Origin of the sequence: Actinoallomurus vinaceus, assembly GCF_039542055.1 — a bacterium.
GTDB lineage: Bacteria > Actinomycetota > Actinomycetes > Streptosporangiales > Streptosporangiaceae > Actinoallomurus > Actinoallomurus vinaceus.
The window spans coordinates 74,789-97,816 of record NZ_BAABHK010000010.1; the positions used below are offsets into that span (position 1 = coordinate 74,789).

16 protein-coding genes are annotated in these 23,028 nt (G+C 71.4%); 6 read left to right on the forward strand and 10 right to left on the reverse strand.

The genetic code is table 11. From position 1 onward, the window contains the following. Positions 1–74: 74 nt before the first annotated feature. Positions 75–521 (reverse strand): acyl-CoA thioesterase, encoded by a 447-nt coding sequence (locus ABEA24_RS31365; RefSeq protein ID WP_345434973.1) that lies wholly within the window; start codon positions 519–521, stop codon positions 75–77. A gap of 236 nt (positions 522–757) precedes the next feature. Here ABEA24_RS31365 and ABEA24_RS31370 point away from each other — a divergent pair, with 236 nt between their 5' ends. Then, the gene (locus tag ABEA24_RS31370; RefSeq protein ID WP_345434975.1) at positions 758–3,040 is read left to right on the forward strand and encodes a glycosyl hydrolase family 95 catalytic domain-containing protein; all 2,283 of its coding nucleotides are present in this window, start codon (positions 758–760) and stop codon (positions 3,038–3,040) included. A gap of 49 nt (positions 3,041–3,089) precedes the next feature. Here ABEA24_RS31370 and ettA read toward each other — a convergent pair whose 3' ends face one another. The 3 genes from ettA to ABEA24_RS31385 all read right to left on the reverse strand — a co-directional run bounded on the left by ettA (position 3,090) and on the right by ABEA24_RS31385 (position 7,652). Then, on the reverse strand, positions 3,090–4,787 hold the full coding sequence (gene ettA / locus ABEA24_RS31375; protein WP_345434977.1) for an energy-dependent translational throttle protein EttA: 1,698 nt from the start codon (positions 4,785–4,787) through the stop codon (positions 3,090–3,092). A 10-nt stretch (positions 4,788–4,797) separates the two neighbouring features. Beyond that, a complete protein-coding gene (locus tag ABEA24_RS31380; RefSeq protein WP_345434979.1) occupies positions 4,798–6,114 on the reverse strand; it encodes a GGDEF domain-containing protein in 1,317 nt (438 codons plus the stop codon). Positions 6,115–6,644: 530 nt separating this feature from the next. Continuing rightward, on the reverse strand, positions 6,645–7,652 hold the full coding sequence (locus tag ABEA24_RS31385; RefSeq protein ID WP_345434981.1) for a helix-turn-helix transcriptional regulator: 1,008 nt from the start codon (positions 7,650–7,652) through the stop codon (positions 6,645–6,647). 138 nt (positions 7,653–7,790) lie between these two features. Between ABEA24_RS31385 and ABEA24_RS31390 the strand changes: the two genes are divergently transcribed. From ABEA24_RS31390 to ABEA24_RS31405, 4 genes are all read left to right on the forward strand, one after another. After that, positions 7,791–8,180, forward strand: a complete 390-nt coding sequence (locus ABEA24_RS31390; protein ID WP_345434983.1) for a nuclear transport factor 2 family protein — start codon at positions 7,791–7,793, stop codon at positions 8,178–8,180. 36 nt (positions 8,181–8,216) lie between these two features. Continuing rightward, positions 8,217–8,399 carry a hypothetical protein gene (locus ABEA24_RS31395; RefSeq protein WP_345434985.1) on the forward strand — a complete coding sequence of 61 codons (183 nt, stop codon included), beginning with the start codon at positions 8,217–8,219 and terminating at the stop codon, positions 8,397–8,399. A gap of 385 nt (positions 8,400–8,784) precedes the next feature. Beyond that, positions 8,785–12,630 carry a nidogen-like domain-containing protein gene (locus tag ABEA24_RS31400; RefSeq protein ID WP_345434987.1) on the forward strand — a complete coding sequence of 1,282 codons (3,846 nt, stop codon included), beginning with the start codon at positions 8,785–8,787 and terminating at the stop codon, positions 12,628–12,630. A gap of 105 nt (positions 12,631–12,735) precedes the next feature. Beyond that, entirely contained in the window at positions 12,736–13,191 is a 456-nt protein-coding gene (locus ABEA24_RS31405; protein WP_345434989.1) for a hypothetical protein, read from the forward strand. On the opposite strand, the gene ABEA24_RS31410 is transcribed toward ABEA24_RS31405, so the two are convergent. After that, positions 13,181–14,209 (reverse strand): AraC family transcriptional regulator, encoded by a 1,029-nt coding sequence (locus ABEA24_RS31410; RefSeq protein WP_345434992.1) that lies wholly within the window; start codon positions 14,207–14,209, stop codon positions 13,181–13,183. The two genes, ABEA24_RS31405 and ABEA24_RS31410, sit on opposite strands and share 11 nt — an antisense overlap. A 162-nt stretch (positions 14,210–14,371) precedes the next feature. On the opposite strand from ABEA24_RS31410, the gene ABEA24_RS31415 reads away from it, so the two are divergent. Beyond that, complete coding sequence (locus ABEA24_RS31415) at positions 14,372–15,343, forward strand: NADP-dependent oxidoreductase (protein WP_345434994.1); 972 nt, start codon at positions 14,372–14,374, stop codon at positions 15,341–15,343. 885 nt (positions 15,344–16,228) lie between these two features. Here ABEA24_RS31415 and ABEA24_RS31420 read toward each other — a convergent pair. From ABEA24_RS31420 to cobT, 5 genes are all read right to left on the reverse strand, one after another. Next, positions 16,229–16,762: a single-stranded DNA-binding protein gene (locus ABEA24_RS31420; protein ID WP_345434996.1), complete on the reverse strand. Its 534-nt coding sequence runs from the start codon at positions 16,760–16,762 to the stop codon at positions 16,229–16,231. Positions 16,763–16,878: 116 nt separating this feature from the next. Next, on the reverse strand, positions 16,879–18,609 hold the full coding sequence (locus ABEA24_RS31425) for a P-loop NTPase family protein (protein WP_345434998.1): 1,731 nt from the start codon (positions 18,607–18,609) through the stop codon (positions 16,879–16,881). A 19-nt stretch (positions 18,610–18,628) separates the two neighbouring features. Next, positions 18,629–20,353 (reverse strand): AAA family ATPase, encoded by a 1,725-nt coding sequence (locus tag ABEA24_RS31430; protein WP_345435000.1) that lies wholly within the window; start codon positions 20,351–20,353, stop codon positions 18,629–18,631. Then, positions 20,350–21,588: a uroporphyrinogen-III C-methyltransferase gene (gene cobA, locus ABEA24_RS31435; protein WP_345435002.1), complete on the reverse strand. Its 1,239-nt coding sequence runs from the start codon at positions 21,586–21,588 to the stop codon at positions 20,350–20,352. The genes ABEA24_RS31430 and cobA overlap by 4 nt, the downstream gene beginning before the upstream one ends. Positions 21,589–21,874: 286 nt before the next feature. Then, positions 21,875–22,999: a nicotinate-nucleotide--dimethylbenzimidazole phosphoribosyltransferase gene (cobT, locus tag ABEA24_RS31440; protein WP_345435004.1), complete on the reverse strand. Its 1,125-nt coding sequence runs from the start codon at positions 22,997–22,999 to the stop codon at positions 21,875–21,877. Positions 23,000–23,028: the final 29 nt, after the last annotated feature.

Genomic DNA, 23,028 nt, shown 5'->3' on the forward strand with positions numbered 1-23,028 from the left:
GACCCGCCGTCACCCCATGAGATCGGACTCATACGCGGCGATGACCAACTGCGCCCGGTCCCGTGCTCGAAGCTTCAGGCCACCACGGCGTACGCCTGCAGGAAGGCGCGTTCGCGCTCGTCGAAGCGCCGGGTGCGCCCCTTCTCCAGGTCATAGCCGACGATCACTGAGGTCGCCCGCGCGTACACGTGCTCGTCGTCGCGCACCTCGTACGCCAGGCCGAAGCTGGCGGCGCGGATCTCGGTCACCCGTGTCTCCACCCGGACCGGATCGGGCCGCAGCAGCAGCGGCCGCCGGTAGTCGATCTCGTGCCGCGCCACGACGATGCCGCGCAGCGGGCGACGTCCCTCACGCTGCGGATCGGTGAAGAACATCGCCACCCGCGCGTCCTCGAGGTAGGTGAGGTACCGGCAGTTGTTCACGTGCCCCAGCGAGTCGATGTCGCTGAAGCGCACGTGGAACTCGTGCACGTGCTTGCGCGGGACGCCGACATGACCGGAGTCGAGGGCGGGCCGGGTCATCTGTGATCCATCTCGTGAGGCTGCGGGAAGCGGCTCCGTGAGCCGGCCACCAGTCTCCCGGTCCGGTCGCCGCGGGGTGCGTGCGGGGCGGCCTTCCGGGGATCCGGGAGCGTGACCGGCCAAGAGCCATTGACCGATAGGTCCTACCTCTTTGTCGCTGAAAGCCATCATTCACCCCTTGACGTCGCATAGGTGGGCGTGTTCCCTCTATTTCATCCGACCTCCTGGAGCCCACCGTGTCCTCTACCTCCCGCCGCGCCTTTCTCCGGACCACCGCCATCGGCACCACCGCGATCAGCGCGACCGCCCTCGGCGCCGCGACGGCCGACGCTCTTCCCACCGAGCCCACCCCGACCACCGCCTCGCCGCCGAAAGGCATGCGGACCGAGCGGGAATGGGCCGCGTTCCTCGCCGGATCCGACCTGCGCTGGAAACGCATGCCGGGGACCTTCTACGAAGGGCCGTTCCTGGGCAACGGCGCTTTCGGCGCGGCCGCGTACCGGCATCCGACCCGGCAGCGGCTCACGTTCGAACTCGGCGACAGCCGCGTCCGCGACCACCAGGACGGCGTCGGCGCCCTGTTCGGGCACTCGCGGCTGCGCATCGGCTACCTGACCCTGGAGACCGCGGGCGACGTCACAGGGGTCGACCTGCGGCTCTCCCTCTGGGACGCCGAACTCTCCGGAACGATCACCACGACCGCCGGCACGGTCGCGCTGCGGTCGTTCGTCCACGCGACCCGCGATCTGCTGGTCGTCGACGCGACGCCGGCCGGTGGGGAGACGGTCGGCTGGACCTTCACGCCCTTCCCGGCGGTGTCACCCCGGCTGGCTTCCAAACCGCGCCCGGCCGGTCTGAAGGACAACCCCGACCCGGTTCTGGCGAACGACCACTGCGACCAGGACCTGGTCGCGGGCGGCCGGACGGCGACGGCGTGGCACGTCGACGGGCGGACGCTGCTCGCCACCGTCGCCCACACCTTCCCCGACCGGACCGCGACGGACGTCGCCGCCCGGCGGCTGAAGCGGGCCGCGCCGCTCGACGAGCTGACCCGCGAGCACCGGCGCTGGTGGCACCGCTTCTACCCGAAGAGCTTCCTGTCGCTGCCGGACGCCCGGCTGCAGGCCTTCTACTGGATCCAGCTGTACAAGATGGCCTGCGCGACGCGCGTCGACCGGCCGGTGATCGGCACGGCCGCGCAGTGGCTGCAGCCCACGCCGTGGCCCGGCACCTGGTGGAACCTCAACGTTCAGCTGGAGTACTGGCTGATCAACGCCACCGGCCACACCGAGCTCGACTCGCTCACCCGCTCCCTCGACCGGTACCGCGACAACCTCGTCGCCAACACGGCCGAGCAGTACCGGTCCGACTCGGCCGGGATCGGCCGGGTCACGCAGGAGGATCTCCGCTCGGACGCGTTCGGCGTCCCCGGGCAGGTGCCGAGCGGCGACTACGGCGTGCCGGAGGTCGGCAACCTGCCCTGGGCGCTGCACGACGTCTGGATGCGCTACCGGCACACCATGGACGACACCCTGCTAAGGACGATGCTGTTCCCGCTGCTGCGCCGCGCGATCAACTACTACCTGCACTTCCTGACGGAGGGCTCGGACGGCCGCCTCCACCTGCCGGCGACGTACTCCCCCGAGTACGCCACCACCCGGGACTGCAACTACGACCTGGCCCTGCTCACCTGGGGCTGCCAGGCGCTGCTGGAGGCGGCGGCACGCCTGAAGGTCGATGATCCGCTGATCCCCAAGTGGCACGACGTCCTGAAGCGTCTCGTCCCGCCGCCGCAGGGCGACGACGGGCTGTGGATCGGTGCCGACGTCCAGCTCACCACGAGTCATCGGCACTTCTCGCACATGCTGTGGTTCCATCCGCTGCACGTGCTGGACGTCACCGACCCGGCCAACCGGGACCTGCTGAAACGCTCGCTCGCCCACTGGCTGGGGCTGCCGGGCGCGCAGCAGGGCTACACGTTCACCGGCGGGGCGTCCATGAACGCGCTGCTCGGCGACGGCGACTCCGCCCTCACCAACCTGAGCACGCTCCTGACGACGTACGTCAAGCCGAACACGATGTACGCCGAGTCCGGTCCGGTGATGGAGACACCGCTGTCGGGCGCCCAGTCACTGCACGACATGCTGCTCCAGAGCTGGGGCGGCACGATCCGGGTCTTCCCCGCGATACCGTCCGGCTGGAACGACGTGGCCGTGCAGGACCTGCGCACGGAGGGGGCGTTCCTCGTCACCGCCGTACGGCGCGACGGCCGGACGGCCTTCATCAGCGTCCGCAGCCTGGCCGGAGAGCCGCTCCGGCTGATCCCCGGCGGCATGACCGGCCCGTACGAGGTGCGCCGCAACGGTAAGGCCGCGAAGTGGCACGAGAACGGCGGTGTCCTGGAGATCGAGCTGCACAAGGGCGACGAGGCGCTCATCTACCCGGCGGGCACCCGGCCCGACACGCGCGTCGCGCCGGTGGCGGCCCCGGCCGCTCCCCCGTGGGGTCTGCCCTCGTGACCTGATGACGAAAGCGCCGCGAGACGTCTCGCGGCGCTTTCGTCGTGTCTCAGCGGGTCAGCTTGCGGTGGGTGACGCGGTGCGGGCGGGCCGCCTCGGCGCCGAGCCGCTCGATCTTGTTCTTCTCGTAGTCGGCGAAGTTGCCCTCGAACCAGAACCAGTTCGAGCCCTCTTCCCACGCCAGGATGTGGGTGGCGATGCGGTCGAGGAACCACCGGTCGTGCGAGGTGATCACGGCGCAGCCGGGGAACTCCAGCAGGGCGTTCTCCAGCGAGCTCAGCGTCTCGACGTCGAGGTCGTTGGTCGGCTCGTCGAGGAGCAGCACGTTGCCGCCCTGCTTGAGGGTGAGCGCGAGGTTGAGGCGGTTGCGCTCACCGCCGGACAGCACGCCGGCCGGCTTCTGCTGGTCCGGGCCCTTGAAGCCGAACGCCGCGACGTACGCGCGGCTCGGCATCTCCACCTGGCCGACCTTGATGTGGTCGAGGCCGTCGGAGACGACCTGCCAGACGTTCTTTTTCGGGTCGATGCCGCCCCGGCTCTGGTCGACGTAGGAGATCTTGACGGTGTCGCCGACCTTGAGGCTGCCCTCGTCCGGCTTCTCGTCCGCGGTGACGCCGTCGGGCGCGCCCGCGCCGGCCGCGTTGACGATCATCCGGAACAGCGTCGTCTTACCGACGCCGTTCGGGCCGATCACGCCGACGATGCCGTTGGGCGGCAGGTTGAAGGACAGGTCCTCCATCAGGAGACGGTCGCCGAAGCCCTTGGTCAGGTGCTCGGCGACGATCACCGTGGTGCCCAGGCGCGGGCCCGGCGGGATCTGGATCTCCTCGAAGTCCAGCTTGCGGTACTTGGCCGCCTCGGCCGCCATCTCCTCGTACCGCTGGAGACGGGCCTTGCTCTTGGTCTGGCGGGCCTTCGGGTTGGAGCGGACCCACTCGAGCTCCTGCTCCAGGCGCTTCTTCTTCTTGGCGTCCTTCTGGCCCTCGACCTTGAGGCGCTCGGCCTTCTTCTCCAGGTAGGTGGAGTAGTTGCCCTCGTACCCGACGAGGCGGCCGCGGTCGACCTCGCAGATCCAGCCGGCGACCCTGTCCAGGAAGTAGCGGTCGTGGGTGACCGCGAGTACGGTGCCGGCGTACTTCTCGAGGTACTGCTCCAGCCACTGCACGCTCTCGGCGTCCAGGTGGTTGGTGGGCTCGTCGAGCAGCAGGAGGTCGGGCGCCTCCAACAGCAGCTTGCACAGCGCGACACGGCGCCGCTCGCCACCGGACAGCGTGGTCACGTCGGCGTCGCCCGGCGGGCACCGCAGCGCGTCCATCGCCTGCTCGAGCTGGCTGTCGAGGTCCCAGGCGTTGCGGTGGTCGAGCTGCTCCTGCAGCTTGCCCATCTCATCGAGCAGCTCGTCGGAGTAGTCGGTCGCCATCTTCTCGGCGATCTCGTTGAACCGGTCGAGCATCGCCTTGGTCTCGGCGACGCCCTCCTCGACGTTGCCGAGGACGGTCTTGTCCTCGTTGAGCGGCGGCTCCTGCGCGAGGATGCCGACGGTGAACCCGGGCATGAGCCGGGCCTCACCGTTGGAGGGCTGTTCGAGGCCGGCCATCATGCGCAGCAGCGTGGACTTGCCGGCGCCGTTGGGCCCGACGACACCGATCTTGGCTCCGGGCAGGAAGCTCAGGGTGACGTCGTCGAGAATCACCTTGTCGCCGTGCGCCTTGCGCACGCGCTGCATCGTATAGATGTACTCCGGCATGCCCTCAAGACTAGAGCCTCCGGGGGGATGGCCTCGCCGTGATCTGGCGACGCTCGCCGGGCTTCTTCGTCGCCGGCAGACAGATGCGGTTGCGGCCGGACTCCTTGGCCCGGTACAGCGCCAGATCCGCGGACGCGAGCAGCTCGATCAGATCGTGTCCGTGCGTGCGGAACAGGGCCACCCCGATCGAGATCGTCACCGTGATCGTCGCGTCGTCGGCGGGCACGCACATCCGGCCCACGCGGCTGCGGAGCCGCTCGGCCACCCGGCACGCCTCCAGCATGTCGGCGTGCGGGAGCAGCACGGCGAACTCCTCCCCGCCGAACCGGCCCACGACGTCGTACTCCCGCAGCTGCTGGACCAGGGTGGTGGCCACCTCGTGCAGCACCTGATCGCCGGTCAGGTGCCCGTGCGCGTCGTTGACCCGTTTGAAATGGTCGATGTCGATGAGGAGGAGGGCGATCGACTCGTCGGTGCGAACGGCCCGGGTGATCTCGGTGTCCGCCTCGAGCTGCCAGGTCGCGGCGTTCAGCAGGCCGGTCTTGGCGTCGAGCCGCGCGGCGTTCCGCAGCTGGTGGTGGATCAGGCTGCGCTGCAGCAGCATCACCGGAGGCAGCGCGATCAACAGCAGCAGTGGGGTGAGCGCGCAGGAGATGGTGATGAGGATCCCCACGCACACCTCGACCGTGTCGAGCAGGAGGATCTCGCGGTCCCACAGCGCGTCGCGCCAGCAGAGCTCGGGATTGGCGATGTGCACCGCGACCACGACGATCGCCGTGTTGATCAGGGTGAAGAGCACGGCGCACACGACCACCGAGGGGATCATGGCGTCGAGGTCGGTGAGCCACTGGGCCGCGTCGCGGAGCGGGTGCGGGATGACGGCGTGGAACGCCACGGAGGCGGCGGCGCCGGCCAGCCCGTAGGAGGCCATGACGATCGCCCTGCGGTGCAGCATCGTGCGGCGCACCCGCAGCTGCAGCAGGATCTGCAACGGGATCGGCATCAGCAGCGCGTACACCGGCTGCAGCAGCAGTGCCGCGGGCAGCCACCACGCCGACAGCAGGTCACGCGCGACACCCGCCGGCATGCCGAGCCGCCGCGACGCCTCGATGCTGATCGCCCCGCAGGCCAGCAGCGCGCCGAACAAGATCAGCGCCTGGGCGCGCCACGTCGTGTGCGTGACCGCGAGGACGGTCAGCACGGCGTGCAGCCCGACGACCACGAACACGTACGGGGCGAGCAGTGGCGGCTGCTCCAGCAACGGCCATCGCCGCGGGATCGCGGCGACGTCACCGCGTCCGTCGCCGGAGGTCTGCAGTGCCGTCATTCATCCCCCTACGGGTCAGGCCGTGACCGCCCGCCAAGGGCGGCCCCCGCGACGCAGGACGGCGGCTCGTGCACTCTTGATCGAATCACGTTCAGTAATAGGATAGTTGCAATGTGTGCGGAGTGGGCAACAAATTCGGTACCTTCTTAGGACGCCCGGCGGCGGGCGGCGGCCGCCCGGGTCGGTGGGGCACCCCGCCGAGCCGCACCTGACGTGCTCGCACCGCCGACTCCCCACGTCGGCGGACGCCATCCCGGAAGGAAAGCACGATGCGCGGCATCTCCTGGATCTGACGACCACCACTTCCCCTTCCCCCGCCCACGCGGCATCGCCACGCGGGTCTGTCCGCTTGCGGCCAACCTCCTCACGGGCGTTCCGGCGGCACCCGTACGACACGCCGCTTCGTCTGGACCGCCGGTACGGGTCCGCGCCGGCGCGGACCCGTACCGGCGCCGTCCGGCACGACTCGGGCTGAATCATGGGCTGCGAACGCCGTCCGAGGACCTTCCCGGCTGCGCGGCCTTGCCATGTCAGGCCGGACCGGGATGGTCGGGATCGGCGGCGTAGCGGGCGGCGGCCTCGGCTGCCTTGTGGGCCAGTGCCTTGCGGAGGTCGAGCGGCGCGAGGACTTCGGCGTCGGTGCCGAACCCCAGGAGCACCTCCGCTGCGCGCAGGGAGGGGAAGCGCAGGTCGACGGGCACACGTTCGGTTCGGGGTTCGGCGTCGGGCAGGAGGTCGACGGGAGGAGGCCCGGCCAGGTCGGCCTGGTGGATGCGCAGGAACTTGCCGAGGATCTCCCGCCTGACGCTCACCGTGACGAGCAGCGGTACGGGAATCTCGTCGATGTGGCGGCGCAGGCCATCCCAGACGTCGGCCAGTTCCAGGCCGTCGCGGCGGCGGACGGGCTCGTCCAGGATCGCGGCGGACCGAGCGCGGTCGGCCCGGAAGAGCCGGGGTTCGCCGCGGTGGTCGGCGACCAGGTACCAGGTGCCGGCCTTGTTGACCAGCCCGTACGGGTCGAGGGTGTAGGAACGGACGCGGTTGTCGCGGCCGTGCCGGTAGCGCAGCCGCAGCCGCCGGTCGGTGAAGACCGCCTGCTGGAGCACCGCCAGATCGACAGCGGCCGAGCGTGCGGGGCCACCGCGCCAGCGCACCGGGTCGATGAGGATCCGGCGGCTGGCCAGGTCGGCGTCGGGCCGGTGCGGGGCGGGCAGCGCGGCCATCAGCTTGCGCAGCGCGGAGCCGAGGGCCTGGCCCAGACCCAGCTCGGTGTGGGCGCGGTCGGACAGCAGCACGAACAGCGCGCGGGACTCGTCGGTGGTCAGCCCGGTGACGTTGGTGCGGTAGCCGGGCAGCAGGGCGATGCCGCCGTGCGGGCCGCGCACGGTGTAGACCGGCACCCCGGCCGCCGACAGCGCCTCCACATCACGCATCACCGTGCGGACCGACACCTCCAGGCGCTCGGCCAGATCACTCGCGGGCAGCCGCCCGTGGGTCTGCAGCAGCAGCATGATCGACAGCAGACGCTCGGCTCTCATGCCTCCGAAATTACCCGGGTATATGACACTGCCTGACATATACCTCCGTGACGATGCAGGTAGACGGGCCGCCCACAGGGGGCGGCTCCAGGCGTCCCCGGCCTTACAGGGGACGAAGCGCCACGAAAGGAACTGGCTGTGACCGGAACGAACGGGCTCGCCCAGAAGGTCGCCGAGGACTTCGTCCGCGCGTGGACGAGCAAGGACGTCGACAAGGCCCTGAGCCTCCTCGCGGACGACGTCGTGTGCGAGGCGCCGAACGGCGCGTTCGAGGGAGTGGAGGGCTACCGCAGGTTCCTCGAGCCGTTCGCGCTCTCGCTCACCAGCGCCGCCGTCATCGACGTCCTGGGCGATGACACCCACGCGGCGGCCGTGTACACCACCGACACCCCCTTCCTGAAGGACTTCCGCGGCATCGACTACATCACCGTCGAGAACGGCAAGATCACGCGCGTGATCAGCGTCTTCGACCGGCTCCCGATGCACCTGGCCGGAGGCGACGTCCAGAAGAAAGCCGCTTCACGATGATCACCATCACCGCGGCCACCGGTCGCCTCGGCCGTCTTGTCATCCCAGAACTGCTGGAGCGCGGTGTGCCCGCCGGTCGCCGCCGTACGCAGCCCCGAGAAGGCGGCCGCCATCAGCCGCGGTGACTGGTACACCGACAGCACTGATCTGCGGCAGCTCATCGGCCGACCGGCCGCCCCGCTCGCGAACGTCGTCACCGCCGCACTCAAGGCCCTTTGACGCGCGGCCGTGCCAGGGGAATCCCCTGGCACGGCCCACGGCGCGTGGCCCATCGCACATTGCTTCGCCTCAACACCCTCACCCCGCGGGTACGCAAGGAATTCGTCCACTTATTCCTCGACTGTCGAGTATCTGGGGTTAGCGGCGCCGATTAATCCATATGAGTATGAAACAGGAGCCGACAAGGATTCAGCTGGCCAAAAGCGGCCAGTTGCCTGCAAAGATTCACATCGCGAATACAGGCGCATTTCACCGGGTGAAGCCTGCGACATCGGTTAACATCGGCATTTCTACGTCGCCGATGAAGTAAGCGGACAGGCGAGTGTCGCGAACGTCCAATTAGTCAATGATCGGCGATTTTAGCGCAAAAACGGGGAGTTGATAAATGCATAATCGGCGAACCCGGCCGTCGATCATAGAGTGGGCGGCCGCCCGGGCCATGGCGGTCACGGCGGCGATCGCCATGGCGCTCGGCCTGGCACAGGCGCCCGCGGAGGCGGCGACGGCCGCGACGCACGTGGCCACCGGACTCACGGTGTCCGCACCTCGTAAGACCCGGTCCGGCAGTGTCACGCTTCGTGGGCGTACTGCGGCTCGCAGCGTGGTGATGGTGAGCGGAGGCGTCCTTCCGGCCGCGGCCTTCACCGGACGGGGAGGCACATTCTCGGTGGAGGTGCTGCTGCGGCCCTCTCGGCGAAATCACCTGACGGTCACGGCGTACTCCGGCAAGCGGCGGCTGACCAAGCGTGTGACGGTCCAGCAGCGGTCGGGCAAGGCACGTGGCCAGGTGACCGGTCGTGTGCTGGACGCCGGCACGCACAAGCCGGTCGCCGGCGCCACGGCGAGTTACGGATCCCGGACCGCCAAGACCGACGGCAGCGGCCGGTACACCCTCATCGGACTGCCCGACGGCAGCGTCGCCGTCTCGGTTCACGGGCCGGGGCGTCTCGGCGAACTGGCGGTCGCCGCGGTGTCCGCCGGGCGTGGCCAGGCCCTCGACACGCCTGTGCAGCAGCTCGCGACGCCCGTACAGGTCGGTCCGCGCGGCGGGTCGTACGCCGGGAAGGGGTGGCGGGTGACGGTTCCGGCGGGCGCGGTGCGCAAGCCGACCCGCTTGAACCTGACGCCGCTGAAGGTCACCGGGATGAAGGAGATCTTCGGCTCGGGCATCCTCGACCTGTCGCCCAATGGCCTGCGCTTCGCCAAGCCGATCACCGTGGCCGTCGAGCCCGGCGTCGTCGGGCTCCAACCGGCCAGGACAGTGATCAAGGGCTTCGATCCGGATCGCATGACCGTGACGACGCCGCGTGCCAAGGTCGTGGGAAAGACGCTGGTGTTCCAGGTCGATCGGCTGCGAGGTCTCGAGGTGCGGGCGGACCTGCCGGTGCTCCCGTCCGACTGGTGCAAGCCGCTCACCGGCAGGTTCGACGTCCCGCTCGTCAGGCGTGACCTGCGCGCGCACCTGCTCCCTTTTCTGTACGCCACGAGCGGCCGTCCGCCGGACGGCAGCACGACCTCGGCGGACATGATCGAGAAGTTCATTCAGGGTGGACGGCGCACGCACGACCGGACCGAGGTGACCGACGCCGGCGCGCTCGCGCAGTTCCGCGACGAGCCGAAGACCAAAGCGGCGACGGACCAGGTGATCAGTGATCTGATCGACACGATCAGGGCCGCGCCGCCGCCCCTCGCGGCACCGCAGACGCCCACGACCAAGAAGTTCTCGGACTACCGGCCGGTCGGGCAGTCGGTCGACATCACGTGGGACGACCCGGGCCGGGTTCCCGGGATCATCGCCGGCGGCCCGGGGCAGGTCACCCTGCCCCCCGGTCCGACGACCTTCGCCGATCAGCGGAACTTCTCGGGCCCGATGCGGTTCATCCCCACCGCCGACGACCGGGGCGTGTTGAAGCGGGTGGATCTCGAAGTCGAGCCGACTCTCGAGGTGCTCGACTCGATCGACTTCTGCGACGGCAACCCTGGTTCGACCGCCGCTCAGATCGGCGGCACGATCCTTCTCAGCCAGCTCGAAGCGACCCCCCAGCCGGGCGGCAGCCCCGGCGACGTGGCCGGCAAGCCGTACCTCTTCCGGGTCGAGACAAAGCTCAAGAAGACCAAGCAGGACATCACAAGCCTCTATGGCAACGACAAGGACAGAGACGGCGTACCGAATTCTCAGCCGTGGACGGGGGCGTCTTTCAAACTCGACAACTGCCCCGCCGTCGCCAACCCGGACCAGGCCGATTCGGACGGCGACGGGGTCGGCGACGCCTGCCAGAACTCCTGTAAGGCTCATCTCGAGGCCGCCAAGGGCGCTGCTGCCGGGCCCGACAAGTGCGAGCTGCCGCCGGGCGGTGTGCCGCCGGGCAGCGGTGGTGGCGGTGGCGACGGTGGCACCACGCGGGACGACGGGCCGCTGCCTCCGGCGACCGGCGGATCGTACGGCGACCCGCACTTCGTCACCTTCGACGGCGGCTCGGTCGACTTCCAGGGTGCGGGCGACTACGTGCTGGCCGAGTCGACCACCGACGACTTCATGGTGCAGGGGCGGTACACCCGGCTGCCGCACCGGTCGACGTCGATGTCGGTCAACCGTGGCGTTGCCGCGCGGGTCGGCCGCTCGGTGATCGCCTTCGGCGACGACACGACCTCCGAACCGCTGGATCCGCAGGTGGCCACCCTCGACGGCAGGCGGCTGCCGCTCAAGGAAGGGATCACGACCAAGCTGCCCGGCGGCGCCGTGCTCACGTTCGGCAAGGTGCGCGGCGCGGTGGTCCACTGGCCGGACGGGACCGAGCTGATGGCCGGTCGCTGGATCGCCGACAACGCGTTCCTGACGCTGGCCAAGAGCCGGTGGGGGAAGGTACGGGGCCTGCTCGGCAACGCCGACAGCAACGCGACCAACGACCTCACCGCGCGGGACGGCACGCCGGTCAAGGATCCGCTCGACTTCCAGCAGCTGTACGGGAAGTTCGGCGCGAGCTGGCGGGTCCAGGGGACCGCGTCGTTCTTCCGCAGCACGATTCCGCGGGACGGCGCGCTGCCGGTCGAGCCGCCGCAGCGGGCGTCGGTGGCCGGACTTTCGGCGGCGGACCGGGCCGCGGCGGAGAGGATCTGCCGTGACAAGGGCGTGGCGCCCGGCGCGGCGCTGGAGCAGTGCATCGTGGACGTCGCCCTCACCGGTGACCGGCGGTTCGCCGACAACGCGGCGGTCGTCGCCCAGCGGATGCGGTCCACCGTCGACCTCACCGCGCTCGGCGGCCCGATCGAGGACACCGCTCAGCTCCAACTCGGCCGCCGGGTGTCGGGCTCGCTGGACAAGCCGTACGCCACCGACCGCTACCTGGTCGACCTCAAGGCCGGGCAGTCGGTCCGGATCACGACGCCGGGTAAATGCCCCGGCGCCGGCACCTTCGCGATCACGCTCGTCGCCCCGAGCGGCCGGCCGCTCGGCCGTACCCGCGGTCCGGGGTGCGGTTCGGTGGGCTTCACCGGGCTTCGCAAATCGGGACGGTACGAGGTGCGGGTGTTCGACTCGGGCGGCTTCACCGGCCGGTACGAATTCCAGGCCGACGGTGACCGGGCCGACGTGAGCTGCGACGCCAACCGGGTCGTGCCGAACGACGACCAGTCCGGGCCGAAGGTGAGCCTGCCCTTCACCTTGAACTTCAAGGGTCGGCGGTTCTCCGAGCTCTGGGTGAACAACAACGGCAACGTCAGCTTCGGCGAGAGAGCGTTCTCCGACTTCACCCCCGAGCCCTTCAAGGACATGACGGAGCCGATCATTGCCCCGTGGTGGGCCGACGTCGACACCCGGGCCCCGCGCACGCAGCCGGTCCGGTACGGGATGGGCACGGTGCAGGGACGGCGGGCGTTCTGCGTCCTGTACGACGGGGTCGGCTACTACGACGCCCACGCCGACCCGCTGAACTCCTTCGAGCTCTACCTCGTCGACCGGCGCGACGCCGGCGACGGAGCGTTCGACATCGTGTTCCGCTACACGCAGTTGCGCTGGGAGAGCGGCGATCTCAGCGGGGGCCACAGCGGTCTGGGCGGCACCTCGGCCGGCGTCGGCTATGCCAACGGCTCGGGTGACCCGGGCACGTACCTCGAGGTCCCCGGATCCCGCGTGCCCGGGTCCTTCCTCGACACCTCACCGAAGGGCCTGTCGCACACGTCCACGAACAGCGATCAGGCCGGCGTCCACGTCTATCCGATCCGCTCCGGCTGACGTCCAGGCTACGGCGCCCGGTCCGCACTCTCAGCGGGCCGGGCGCCGCAGGCCCCCGTTCCCGGCCTACGGAGTCCTGTCGGGGACGATCGCTAACCTCCGCCCATGATCGATTCTGTTGACGGCGACCAGCTGCGCCGCCTCGACGAACTACTCGCCGTCCCGTTTCCGGAGTCGGAGCCGGGAACCGACGATGCGAGCAGCGGCACCAACTGGCATCTGTGCGTCCTCCACGAGACACGGGACTTCTGGGACCCGGTCCCCCAGGAGGAGATGGATACGGTCGTACGCGAGATCACCACGATGCAGGACACACTGGCCGCGGCCCTCACCGGGCGTTGGGGCGAGCCGGAGATCGTCGACGGCTACGAGTGGACGCAGACCGGCTTCGCCGGAACGCGCGTGCCGACAGCGCTCGACACTCTGGCCTGGGGGGACGGCCTCTCGATCTGGCGGCATCCCGATCTCGGGCGTCGCGTAGGGCTGACCGTCATCCAGAGCGACAAGGAGCTGCCGCTTCAGCTGTACGCGGTGGTCTGGGAGGCGCCCGTCAGCGGGTGACGGGGTGTTCGGTGTCAGCAGCACGCCGGCCGATCCGATCCGGCTGACTTCGCTCGAGGCGACGGCCGCTCGGCGTTCCCGAGCGGCCGTCGCGCCGGTAGCGTCCGGGCGCGACGTTGAACTCCCGTTTGAACGCGTTGGCGAAGGCGAACTCCGAGGCATAGCCGATCTGTCGGGCCACGGTGTGCAGCGGTGCGTCGGAGCTGCGCAACAGCCGCATCGCGGTGGTCAACCGCCACCAGGTCAGGTACGCCAGGGGCGGGCGCCCGACCAGGGCCGTGAAGCGCCGGGAGAAGGCGGCCCGCGACAGCCCGGCCTGCGCGCCCAGGTCGGCGACGGTCCAGGGATGCGCGGGCTCGCGATGGATCGCCTCCAGGGCGGTGCTGATGGCCGGGTCGGCGAGGGCCGCCGCCCATCCGGTGGCTCCGCCGCGCACCGACTGCTCGGTGAACCAGGCCCGCAGGATGTAGACGAGCATGGTGTCCAGCAGCGCGGGCACGAGGGCGTCGGTCCCCGGCTGTGGTTCCTCCAGGTCCGCGCCGAGGAGTTCGACCGCGGCGCGCAGTCGGGGATGACGTTCGAGTCTGGCGGGCAGATGCAGCAGCGGTGGCAGATCGCTCAGCAGTGGGTGGACGCGAGCGGCGTCGAGCTGGTACGCCCCGCACAACGTCACCGTGGTCGGGGAATTGCCACGCCGGCCTGCGGGCGGGGCGGCGTACCTGCGTTCGAACCGGGAGTCGTCCTGCGGATCGCAGGTGTGCTCGGCCAGGGGCGTGGAGGGAGCGCCGGCCAGACCGTGCGACCCTCCGTGCGGTAGAAACACCACATCGCCGGCGGACAGCGGGACGGGATCCCCGTCTTCGGGGATCAACCAGCAGGTTCCGCGCAGAACGATCTGGAAGCCCGCCGCTCCCGGCACCGGCCGGAATCGCTGTCCCCACGGCGCCTGCCACTCCACCCGGGCCGATCGGGGCGCACCGGTGCGCATCACGGCGATCACGTCGCTCAGCACGTCCATCACCGGATGGTAGCGACGGCTTTCGCGAGACGCGGGCGTAAGAATCCGAGACGAGTACACATTGGCCGTCTCGCGCGCCGCCCCTACCGTCGAGTCACTCGAAGATCGCCGCGCCCGATGCCGGGTGTGGCGGTCGAAGCATCGGTTGAGACAGGGGGACTCATGACAGCAGAACCGGTATCGAGCCGGCGAGCCACGAATCCGAACGCCACGATGATGGCCGCGCGGGTCCATGCCTTCGGTGGCCCCGAAGTAATCCGGTATGAGCCGGTGCCCCGGCCCGTCCCCGGCCCGGGCGAGGTGCTGGTGCGGGTGGCCGCGGCCGGGTTCAACCCTTCGGACGTCGGCTTCCGCAGCGGCTTCATGCAGGACGTCGTCCCCTTGGACCTGCCGTTCACCCTCGGGTCCGAAGCCTCCGGGACGGTCGTCGAGCTGGGAGACGGCGCCGAAGGCTTCGAGATCGGCGACCACCTCGTCGGCCGCGTCGACAAGGGCGGCGCGGCGGCCGAGTACCTCACGGCCCCGGCCGGCGGGCTGGTGCGCGCTCCCGCCGCCCTACCGCTCGCCCACGCCGCGGCGATCCCGGTCGCCGGGCTCACCGCCTGGCAGGGACTGTTCGAACACGCGGGCCTCGCATCGGGTACTCGGATCCTCATCAACGGGGCGGGCGGTGGCGTGGGGATGTTCGCCGTCCAGTTCGCCCGCCACGCCGGCGCACACGTGGTCGCCACCGCCGGGCCCAGGAGCGCGGACCGGGTCCGTGCTTACGGCGCCGAACAGATCATCGACTACACGCGCACCTCGCCGTACGAGGTCCTCGACCGGCCGGTGGATCTGGTCTTCAACCTCGCCCCGATCCCGGCCGAGGCCGTGGAAGCACTTTGCCGGGTCGTCCGGCCCGGCGGTGCGCTGGTGTCGATCACCGTCCCGGTGGAGCCTCCGACGGGAACCGGCGTGACGGGGACGCACTTCGTCGCCCGCAATGATCCGGCCCAGCTCGCCGAGCTCGTCGCCCTGGTCGACAGCGGCGTGGTGCGCCTGGACATCGGGGCCCGCCCGCTCGCCGAGCTCCCGGCGGTGCACCGCGACGCCGAGACCGGTCGCGTGAGCGGCAAGACCGTCCTCATCCCCTGACAGGGATCCGGGGACGACCGATTTCCAAGGCGATCCGGTAGGCACCGCTCGCCGTCCCTGTCGCCTCGGCGCGGGCGAGATCCGTCCGGCCGGTCAGGCACCGACACCGGCCCGGAACCCGGCCGTCCGGCCGTCATCGTGCCGCCGGTGTCAGCAGAACGCCCGTGAACCGTACGGGCGGGGGCGTGCACGGGGACGCCGGTGAACCGTACGGGCGGGGGCGTGCACGGGGACGCCGGTGAACCGTACGGGCGGGGGCGTGCACGGGGACGCCCCCGCCCTGCTCCGGACGCGCGGCGGCCCGCTCGTCGGCCTATGCGCACGGCCCGTTGTGACCTCGCCGCACGGGCTCAGGAGACCCCGACGGGGCACGCCGGGCCGCACCCCGCCCACTACGGAATCGCCGCCGCCCTGGCCACACCGACCGCGGACGCCTTCCCCCGAGCCCGACCGCGAGACGCCGACGAGGCACGCCGGGCCGCGCCCCGCCCTACTACGGAATCGCCGCCACCCTGGCCACACCGACCGCGGCCGGCGTGCCGGGGATGTAGCGGCGGGCCGCGGGCACCTCGACGCCGGCGGGCCCGACCGCCGCCGCCTTCCCCTGAGCCCGACCGCGAGACGCCGACGGGGCACGCCCCGCCCTACTGCGGAATCGCCACCACCCCGGCCGCACCTTCCCCGAGCCCGACCGCGAGACGCCGGAGGGCACCCCATGTGTCAGCCTTCCGGTCGGTCCCTACCCACGCCAGGGCGGGGCGGCCGGCACGACGCGGGCCCGGCAGGCGCCGAAGGGCACTCCTCCGCAAGCCTTCCGATCGGCCTACCGGGGCCGCGGCGCGGTGGCCTGCACGGTGCGGGCCCAGGAGACGCCGGCGGGGCGCATCAGGCGACCGCCCGGAACGTGGCCGGCTCGGTGGTCTCGTCGGATTCGTCGGCTTCCCCGGTGACCTGGGTGGTGAGCTCCTCGGTGCCGTCGGCGCGCTCCTCCGACTCGATCCAGCGGTCGGCGAGGTCGTCGGCCTGCCGGCGGTCCTCCGCCAGATTGACGGCGGAGCGCTGGGACCGCTGCAGGCGGGCGACGCCGCGGCTGAGGTCGTGGCCGACGGTGGTCGCCTCGATCTGCGCGGAGAAGCGCACCTGCCCGTCCTTGGCGTACTCCCGGAGCCGGAGCCGGCCCGTGACGATGACCGGATCGCCGCGTTTGAAATCGACCTCCTGGAGATTGGTGGCCAGGGACCGCCAGCAGGTCACGGTCAGGAACATCGGATCCTCGTCGCGCCACTGGCCGAGGTCGCGGTCGAAGCGGCGCGGGGTGCTGCCGATGCGGAGCGACATCAGGGCGGTGCCGCTGGACAGGACCTCGAAGTGGGGCTCGGCGGCCACGAAACCGATGACGGTGATCAGCGCGTCGTTCACGAAGGCTCCTCCGGTGCGTACGCGGCGGCCCTACGCCGCCGCCGTCACACCCACCGTCGAGGATCCGAGACCCCGCTCACCAGACCTCTCCGTGAACTGTGGATAACTCCGTGTCCCTAGGGGGCGACGTCGCGGATCGCGTGGCCCGCCTCGTCGCGGAACCGCGCGTACACGGCGAGCTCCTGCTCGATGGGCTCGATGACGAGCTCGCGGGCGGCGGTGGTGACGCCCTCGCGCATCTGCTGCTCCATCCGCTCGCTGTGCTTCACCGCCGTCAGGGAGATCATGTTCCGGGCGGCCAGGGCGGTCAGCGCGCCGAGGCCGAGGACGCACGCGAACACCAGCGCGACGTACGGTGCGACGCCCGCCTCGCCGAGGAGGCGGGTCGGCGCGTGGGCGAGCTTCAGTCCGGCGAAGGCGCCGATCGCGCCGAGCCAGACGAGGCTGACGGCGGCGACGACGAGCAGGAGGTACTGCCAGATGCGCACCGCCCACCACCAGGCCGGCACCTGGTTGAACGCGGGGACGACGTCGCGGAGCGAGGTGCCGAGGGCCTCGGGGAGCGCCTCGGCGTTGGACCGGCCGGCCTCGCGCACCGACTTCCGCCAGGAGGGCGGCAGGTCGCGCACGACGTCCTCGGCGACGTCCTGCAAGGCGTTGTCGATGTGGGCCTGCTGGGCGTTGACGGGGGCGGTGAACGCCGAGCGCAGCTCGTCGCGGAGCTCGCCGAGGCGCATGCGGCGCAGCGGGTCGCTGCGCAGCCGGGCGGCGAGGCGGGTGAGCGGCCAGCCGACGTAGTCCAGGGCGCGGAGCCCGTACGCGCTCTCCATCGCCTCGGCCACGGCCGGGATGCCGGCGGCGTCCACGAGCGCCTCGACGAGGCCGGCGGTGCGCTTGGCGTCGACCGTGGTGGGCGGTTCGATGTCACCGAAGGCGCCTTCGAACCGCTGGATGAGCCGGTCCAGGTCGGCGACGAGGCGCTGGGTGCGGGCCCGCCGTGCGGCCACGGTGTCCGCGATGACCTCGCGGAAGTCGTCGATCCCGGCACCGGACTTGGCCGAGGTCGTCAGGATGCGGGGGGCGCGCAGGCCCTCGGCCTCCAGCAGGCGCCGCAGGTCCTTGACGCACTCGTCGATCTCTTCGGGCGCGAGGCGGTCGACCTGGTTGAGGACGATGAGGCTCACGCCGTCGTGTCCGGCCAGGGGCTCGAGGTAGCGCCGGTGCACGGCGAAGTCGGCGTACTTCTGCGGGTCGAGCACCCAGATCAGCAGGTCGGCGACGCCGACGTACTTGTCGACCTCGGCGACCTGCTCGGATCGGATGGAGTCGTGGTCGGGCAGGTCCAGCAGGATGAGGCCCTCCAGCGAGCCGCCGTCGCCGCCGGTCTTCTGGTCGAGCGCGCTGGCCCGGGCGTACCGGTGGCGCTTGTCGATCTCGAGCCAGTCCAGGAGCGGCCCGGCGCCGTCGAGACCCCAGACGCAGGCGTGCGCCGAGGAGGTCATCGGGCGGCGCAGGCCCGTCGGGGACAGCTCGAGGCCGCAGACGGCGTTGAACAGCGACGACTTGCCGCTACCGGTGCCGCCTGCGAGCGCGACGATCGTGTGGTCGCCGGACAGCCGCAGCCGCTGGCCGGCGCGGCCGAGGAGCTCGGCGGCGTCGTCCATGAGCGCCTGATCGACGCGGCCGTCGCCGAGCTCGACGAGCCGGTCGAGCGTGGCCAGGCGGTGGGTGAGCCCGGACGCGTCGGACGGCGGTGCGGTCGGCTCGGGAGCCGGGGTCGCCTGCTCCGTCTGCGCTGGCTCGGTCTCCTGGGACGTGCCGGAGACGCCGGGAGTGGTCGTCGTCATCGGTCGCGATCCTCCTCGGTCACCGGGCGACCTCGAGGTTGTATGTGGCCTGGTAGAGCTGGACGGGGGTGGTCTCATCGGGCACCCCGGCGCCGTCGAGCACCTGCCCGAACCTGATGGCTTCTTCGTCGAAGAGCATGCCGATGCGGCCGCGCAGGTCGGCCCGTGCCTTGGCGCTCATGCTCCGCAGCGACTCGGCGCCGAACAGCGCCTTGAGCAGCCGCTGCGGCACCGCGCTGGTGCCGCCCTCCACCGCGATCTCGCTGGTGCCGAAGCCGAACAGGCCGACCATCAGCACGAGGGCCAGGGCCTCGTCGTCGTACGAGACGAACTTGGCCACCGATCGCTTGGTGACCCCCTCGGTCCGGATCAGCTCGGCGATGTGGTCCTGCCAGGCGCTGACGGCGCGGGTGACACGGCGGGACAGCTCGGCGGAGGCGCGGTCGAGCGCCTCCTCGCGCCCGGCCAGCAGCATCGCGCCGGCCGGCCGGCTCTGCCAGCGGTTCACGACCTCCTCGGCGGAGCGCTCGGCACTGGCCATGATGAGGGACTCGAGCGCGCTGCGCAGGGCGGCCTTGAGCGCGCGGACCCGCGCGGGGCTGCGCTTGCGGCGGCTGCTGCCGCGGTGGCCGCTCTGGCCGCGTCCGGCGTGCAGGGCGCGCTCGAGGTCGCCGGTGCCGGCGAAGTCCTGCCAGCGGGCGAGCACCTCGCCGCGCAGCAGGGAGCCGTTGCGGGTGGCCTCGTCCAGCTCGGCCAGGCCGGTGGCGTACGCGGCCTCGACCTCCTCACGGAGCATCGTGCGGAGGGCGACCTGCTCCTCGACCTTCGCGGCCAGCTCGGGGACGCGGGTACGGAAGGTGTCGAGCACGCCACCCAGAGTAGACCGGATGACGTCCGCTCGGCCATCCTCGTCCTCACTGATGCCGCCCAGCCACACCTGGACCTCGTCGGCCGCCTCGGAGGGCAGCATCCCGCCGGAGACCGTGGTCTCGGGGATGACGAACTGCGCCGCCTGCTCCAGGCCGTTCTCCTTGAGCATCTCGGTGAAGTGCTCGACGATCTCCTCGCCGCCCTCCGGGACGCGCGACAGGACCACCCCGAGGGTGGCGCCGTGGTCGCGGGCGCGGTGCAGCAGGCGCCAGACCAGGGCGTCGGCGTAGCGGGCCGCGGTGGTCACGCAGATCCACACGTCGGCCGCCGACAGGAACTGGGAGGCGAACTCGTGGTGGTCCTCGAACACCGAGTCGACGTCCGGGCTGTCGAGCAGCGCCAGGCCCTTGGGCAGCACGTCGTTCTTCATGATCACCAGCTGGTCGCCGACGACGGCGTCGGGCGCCGGGCCGGGCACCCGCCCGAAGCCGGGCAGGACGTAGCGCTCGTCGAGCCACCAGTCGGCGTCGTCGGGGTGGCAGACCAGGATCGGGCTGCTCGTGGTGGGCCGGAGCACGCCGGTCGCGCTTACCCGCTCGCCGACGAGGGTGTTGACCAGCGTGGACTTGCCCGCGCCGGTCGACCCGCTGAGCACCACCAGCAGTGGGGCGTCCTTGCGGCGTACGCGCGGCAGGAGGTAGTCGTCGAGCTGGTTGAGCAGATCCTGCTGGGTCGTGCGGGCCTCCTCGACGCCAGGGGCGTCAAGGACGAACCGGAAGGAGGCGATCTGGTCCCGTAGATCGTCCAGGGCCTCATCGAGTGGGAGGGGTGTAGCCGCGCGTTTGATCGCGCTCTGGTCAGCCGGGGGTGTCACGGAGTCCGCCCTATATCCGCGTTCAGCATGTCGATCTCTCGTGCAACCTGCACGACCTCGCCGACGACGACGATCGCCGGTGGCCGCACGGCGGTGGCCGCCATGTCGTCCGCTACCGCCGCAAGCGTCGTCGTGAGGGCGCGCTGGGTCTGCAGCGTACCGTCCTGGATGACGGCGACGGGAGTGTCAGGCGACCGACCATAGCGCATCAGCGTGTCGGCGATGACCCTCATGCGTTCCACCGCCATCAGCAGGATGAGGGTGCCCTGGGCCCGGCCCAGCCCCTCCCAGTCGACCGTCGAGGCGGGGTCGCCCGGGGCGACGTGCGCCGACACCACGTGGAACTCCTGGGACACGCCGCGGTGGGTGACGGGCACGCCGACCGCGGCGGGCACGGCGATGGCACTGGTGATGCCGGGGACGACGGTGACCGGGACGCCCTCCCGCACGCAGTGCAGCACCTCCTCGGCGCCCCGGCCGAACACGAACGGGTCGCCGCCCTTCAGGCGCACGACGAACCGACCCGCCTTGGCGTGCTCGACGAGCGCGGCGTTGATCTGGTCCTGCGTGACCGAGCGGCCGTACGGGATCTTGGCCGCGTCGACGATCTCCACGTCGGCGGACAGCTCGTCGAGGAGCTCGCGCGGGGCGAGGCGGTCGGTCACGACGACGTCCGCCTCGGCCAGCAGCTGCCGCCCGCGTACGGTGATCAACCCCGGATCGCCGGGGCCGCCGCCGACGAGCGCGACACCCACGGGCCGCCGCCGTGAGTGCCGGGCGCCGATGGTGCCGTCGCGCAGCCCGTCGATGATGACGTCGCGCAGGCCGGCGGCGTGGCGCGGGTCTCCCCCGGCGAGGACGCCGACGGTGGTCTCGCCGACCCTGCCGCTCGCCGGGGTCCAGGCCGGGGACAGCTCCGCGTCGTCGGCGCGCACGCACCAGATCCGCCCGTTCTCGGCCTCGGCGGCGGCCGCCGCGTTGACGTCGCCGTCGTCGGCGCACGCCTGCACGAGCCAGGCGCCGTCGCAGTCGCCCGTACGGTACGGCCGGCGCTCCCAGGTGATCTCGCCGCGGGCGGCGAGGTCCTCGAGCATCGGCGTCGCCTCGGGGGCGATCAGCAGCACGTCGGCGCCGGCGGCGAGCAGCGTCGGGACGCGTCGCTGGGCGACGCGCCCGCCACCGATGACGACGACGCGGCGGCCGTCGAAACGGAGACCGAGAAGGTAAGGCGGCAAGGAAGGATCTCCTGGTCGAAGGCGTGAGCGGTGGATCCGGTCCGGCACCAAAGGTACCCGCGCCGGCCAGGTGCCATCCGGAAGGTACCCGGATGGGTCGGCTACCGCCCGGTGGTCACCGGCGCGGGTCCCCTGGGGCAGGTGCCTGGACGGGTCGGCTGCCGTCCGGTGGTCACCGGCGCCGTCAGGTGCCATCCGGCAGTGACCTGGACGGCCCGGTGGTCACCGGCGCCGGTCGGGTGCCATCCGGCAGTGACCTGGACGGCCCGGTGGTCACCGGCGCGGGTCAGGTGCCGTCCGGCGAGGCGGCGTCCTTGTCGGCGACGCCCGCCGAGTCGAAGGTGGCGACCTCGTGCAGCACGCGCACGGCGCTGCTCACGATCGGCAGGGCGAGGACGGCGCCGGTCCCCTCGCCCAGCCGCATCTCGAGGTCGATGAGCGGGCGCAGCTCCAGGAACCACAGCGCGGCGGCGTGGCCCGGTTCGGCGGACCGGTGGCCGGCCACGCAGTAGTCACGTGCGCCGCGGGCGAGCGCCGCCGCCACGAGCGCGGCGGCGCCGGCGATCACGCCGTCGAGCAGGACGGGGACGCCCTGAGCGGCGGCGCCGAGGATGAAGCCGGCGATCGCCGCGTGCTCGAGCCCGCCGATCTGCGCGAGGACGGCGAGCGGCTCGGCGGAGGCGACCCGGGGATCGGCGCCGTCGCTGCCGTCGTGGCCGGGGAGTTCGGTGCGGGCCCGGGCCAGGGCGGTGTGCACGACCTTGATCTTGCGGGCGTGAGTGATGTCGTCGATGCCGGTGCCGTACCCGGTGACGCCTTCGACGCTGCGGCCGGTGAAGGCGGCGATGAGGGCGGCGGAGGGCGTCGTGTTGGCGATGCCCATGTCGCCGGTGATCAGGCAGCGGTTGCCCGCGGCGACGAGGTCGCGGGCGACCTCGATGCCGACCTCGACGGCCCGGCGGGCCTCGTCGGCGGTCATCGCCGGCCCCTGGGTGATGTCGGCGGTGCCGTTCGCCACCTTCCGGACCAGCAGCCCGGGCGCGGGCGGCAGCTCGGTCGCGACGCCCACGTCGACGACGGTGACCTCGGCGCCGGCCTGCCGCGCGAACGCGTTGACGACCGCTCCGCCGGCGAGGAAGTTCTGCACCATCTGAGCGGTCACCTCCTGCGGCCAGGGAGTGACGCCCTGGGCGTGCACCCCGTGGTCGCCGGCGAAGACCGCGACGGCGGCGGGCGCCGGCAGGGGAGGCGGGCACGCTCCCGCGACGCCGGACAGGCGGACGCCGAGCTCCTCCAGGGCGCCGAGCGAGCCGCGCGGTTTGGTCAGCCGGTCGTGCCGGTCGCGCGCCGCCCGCATGGCCGTCTCGTCAAGGGGCCGGATCGCGGCGATCGTCTCGGCGATGAGGTCCATCGGTTCTCCTCGTTGCGGGGATTGGTGAC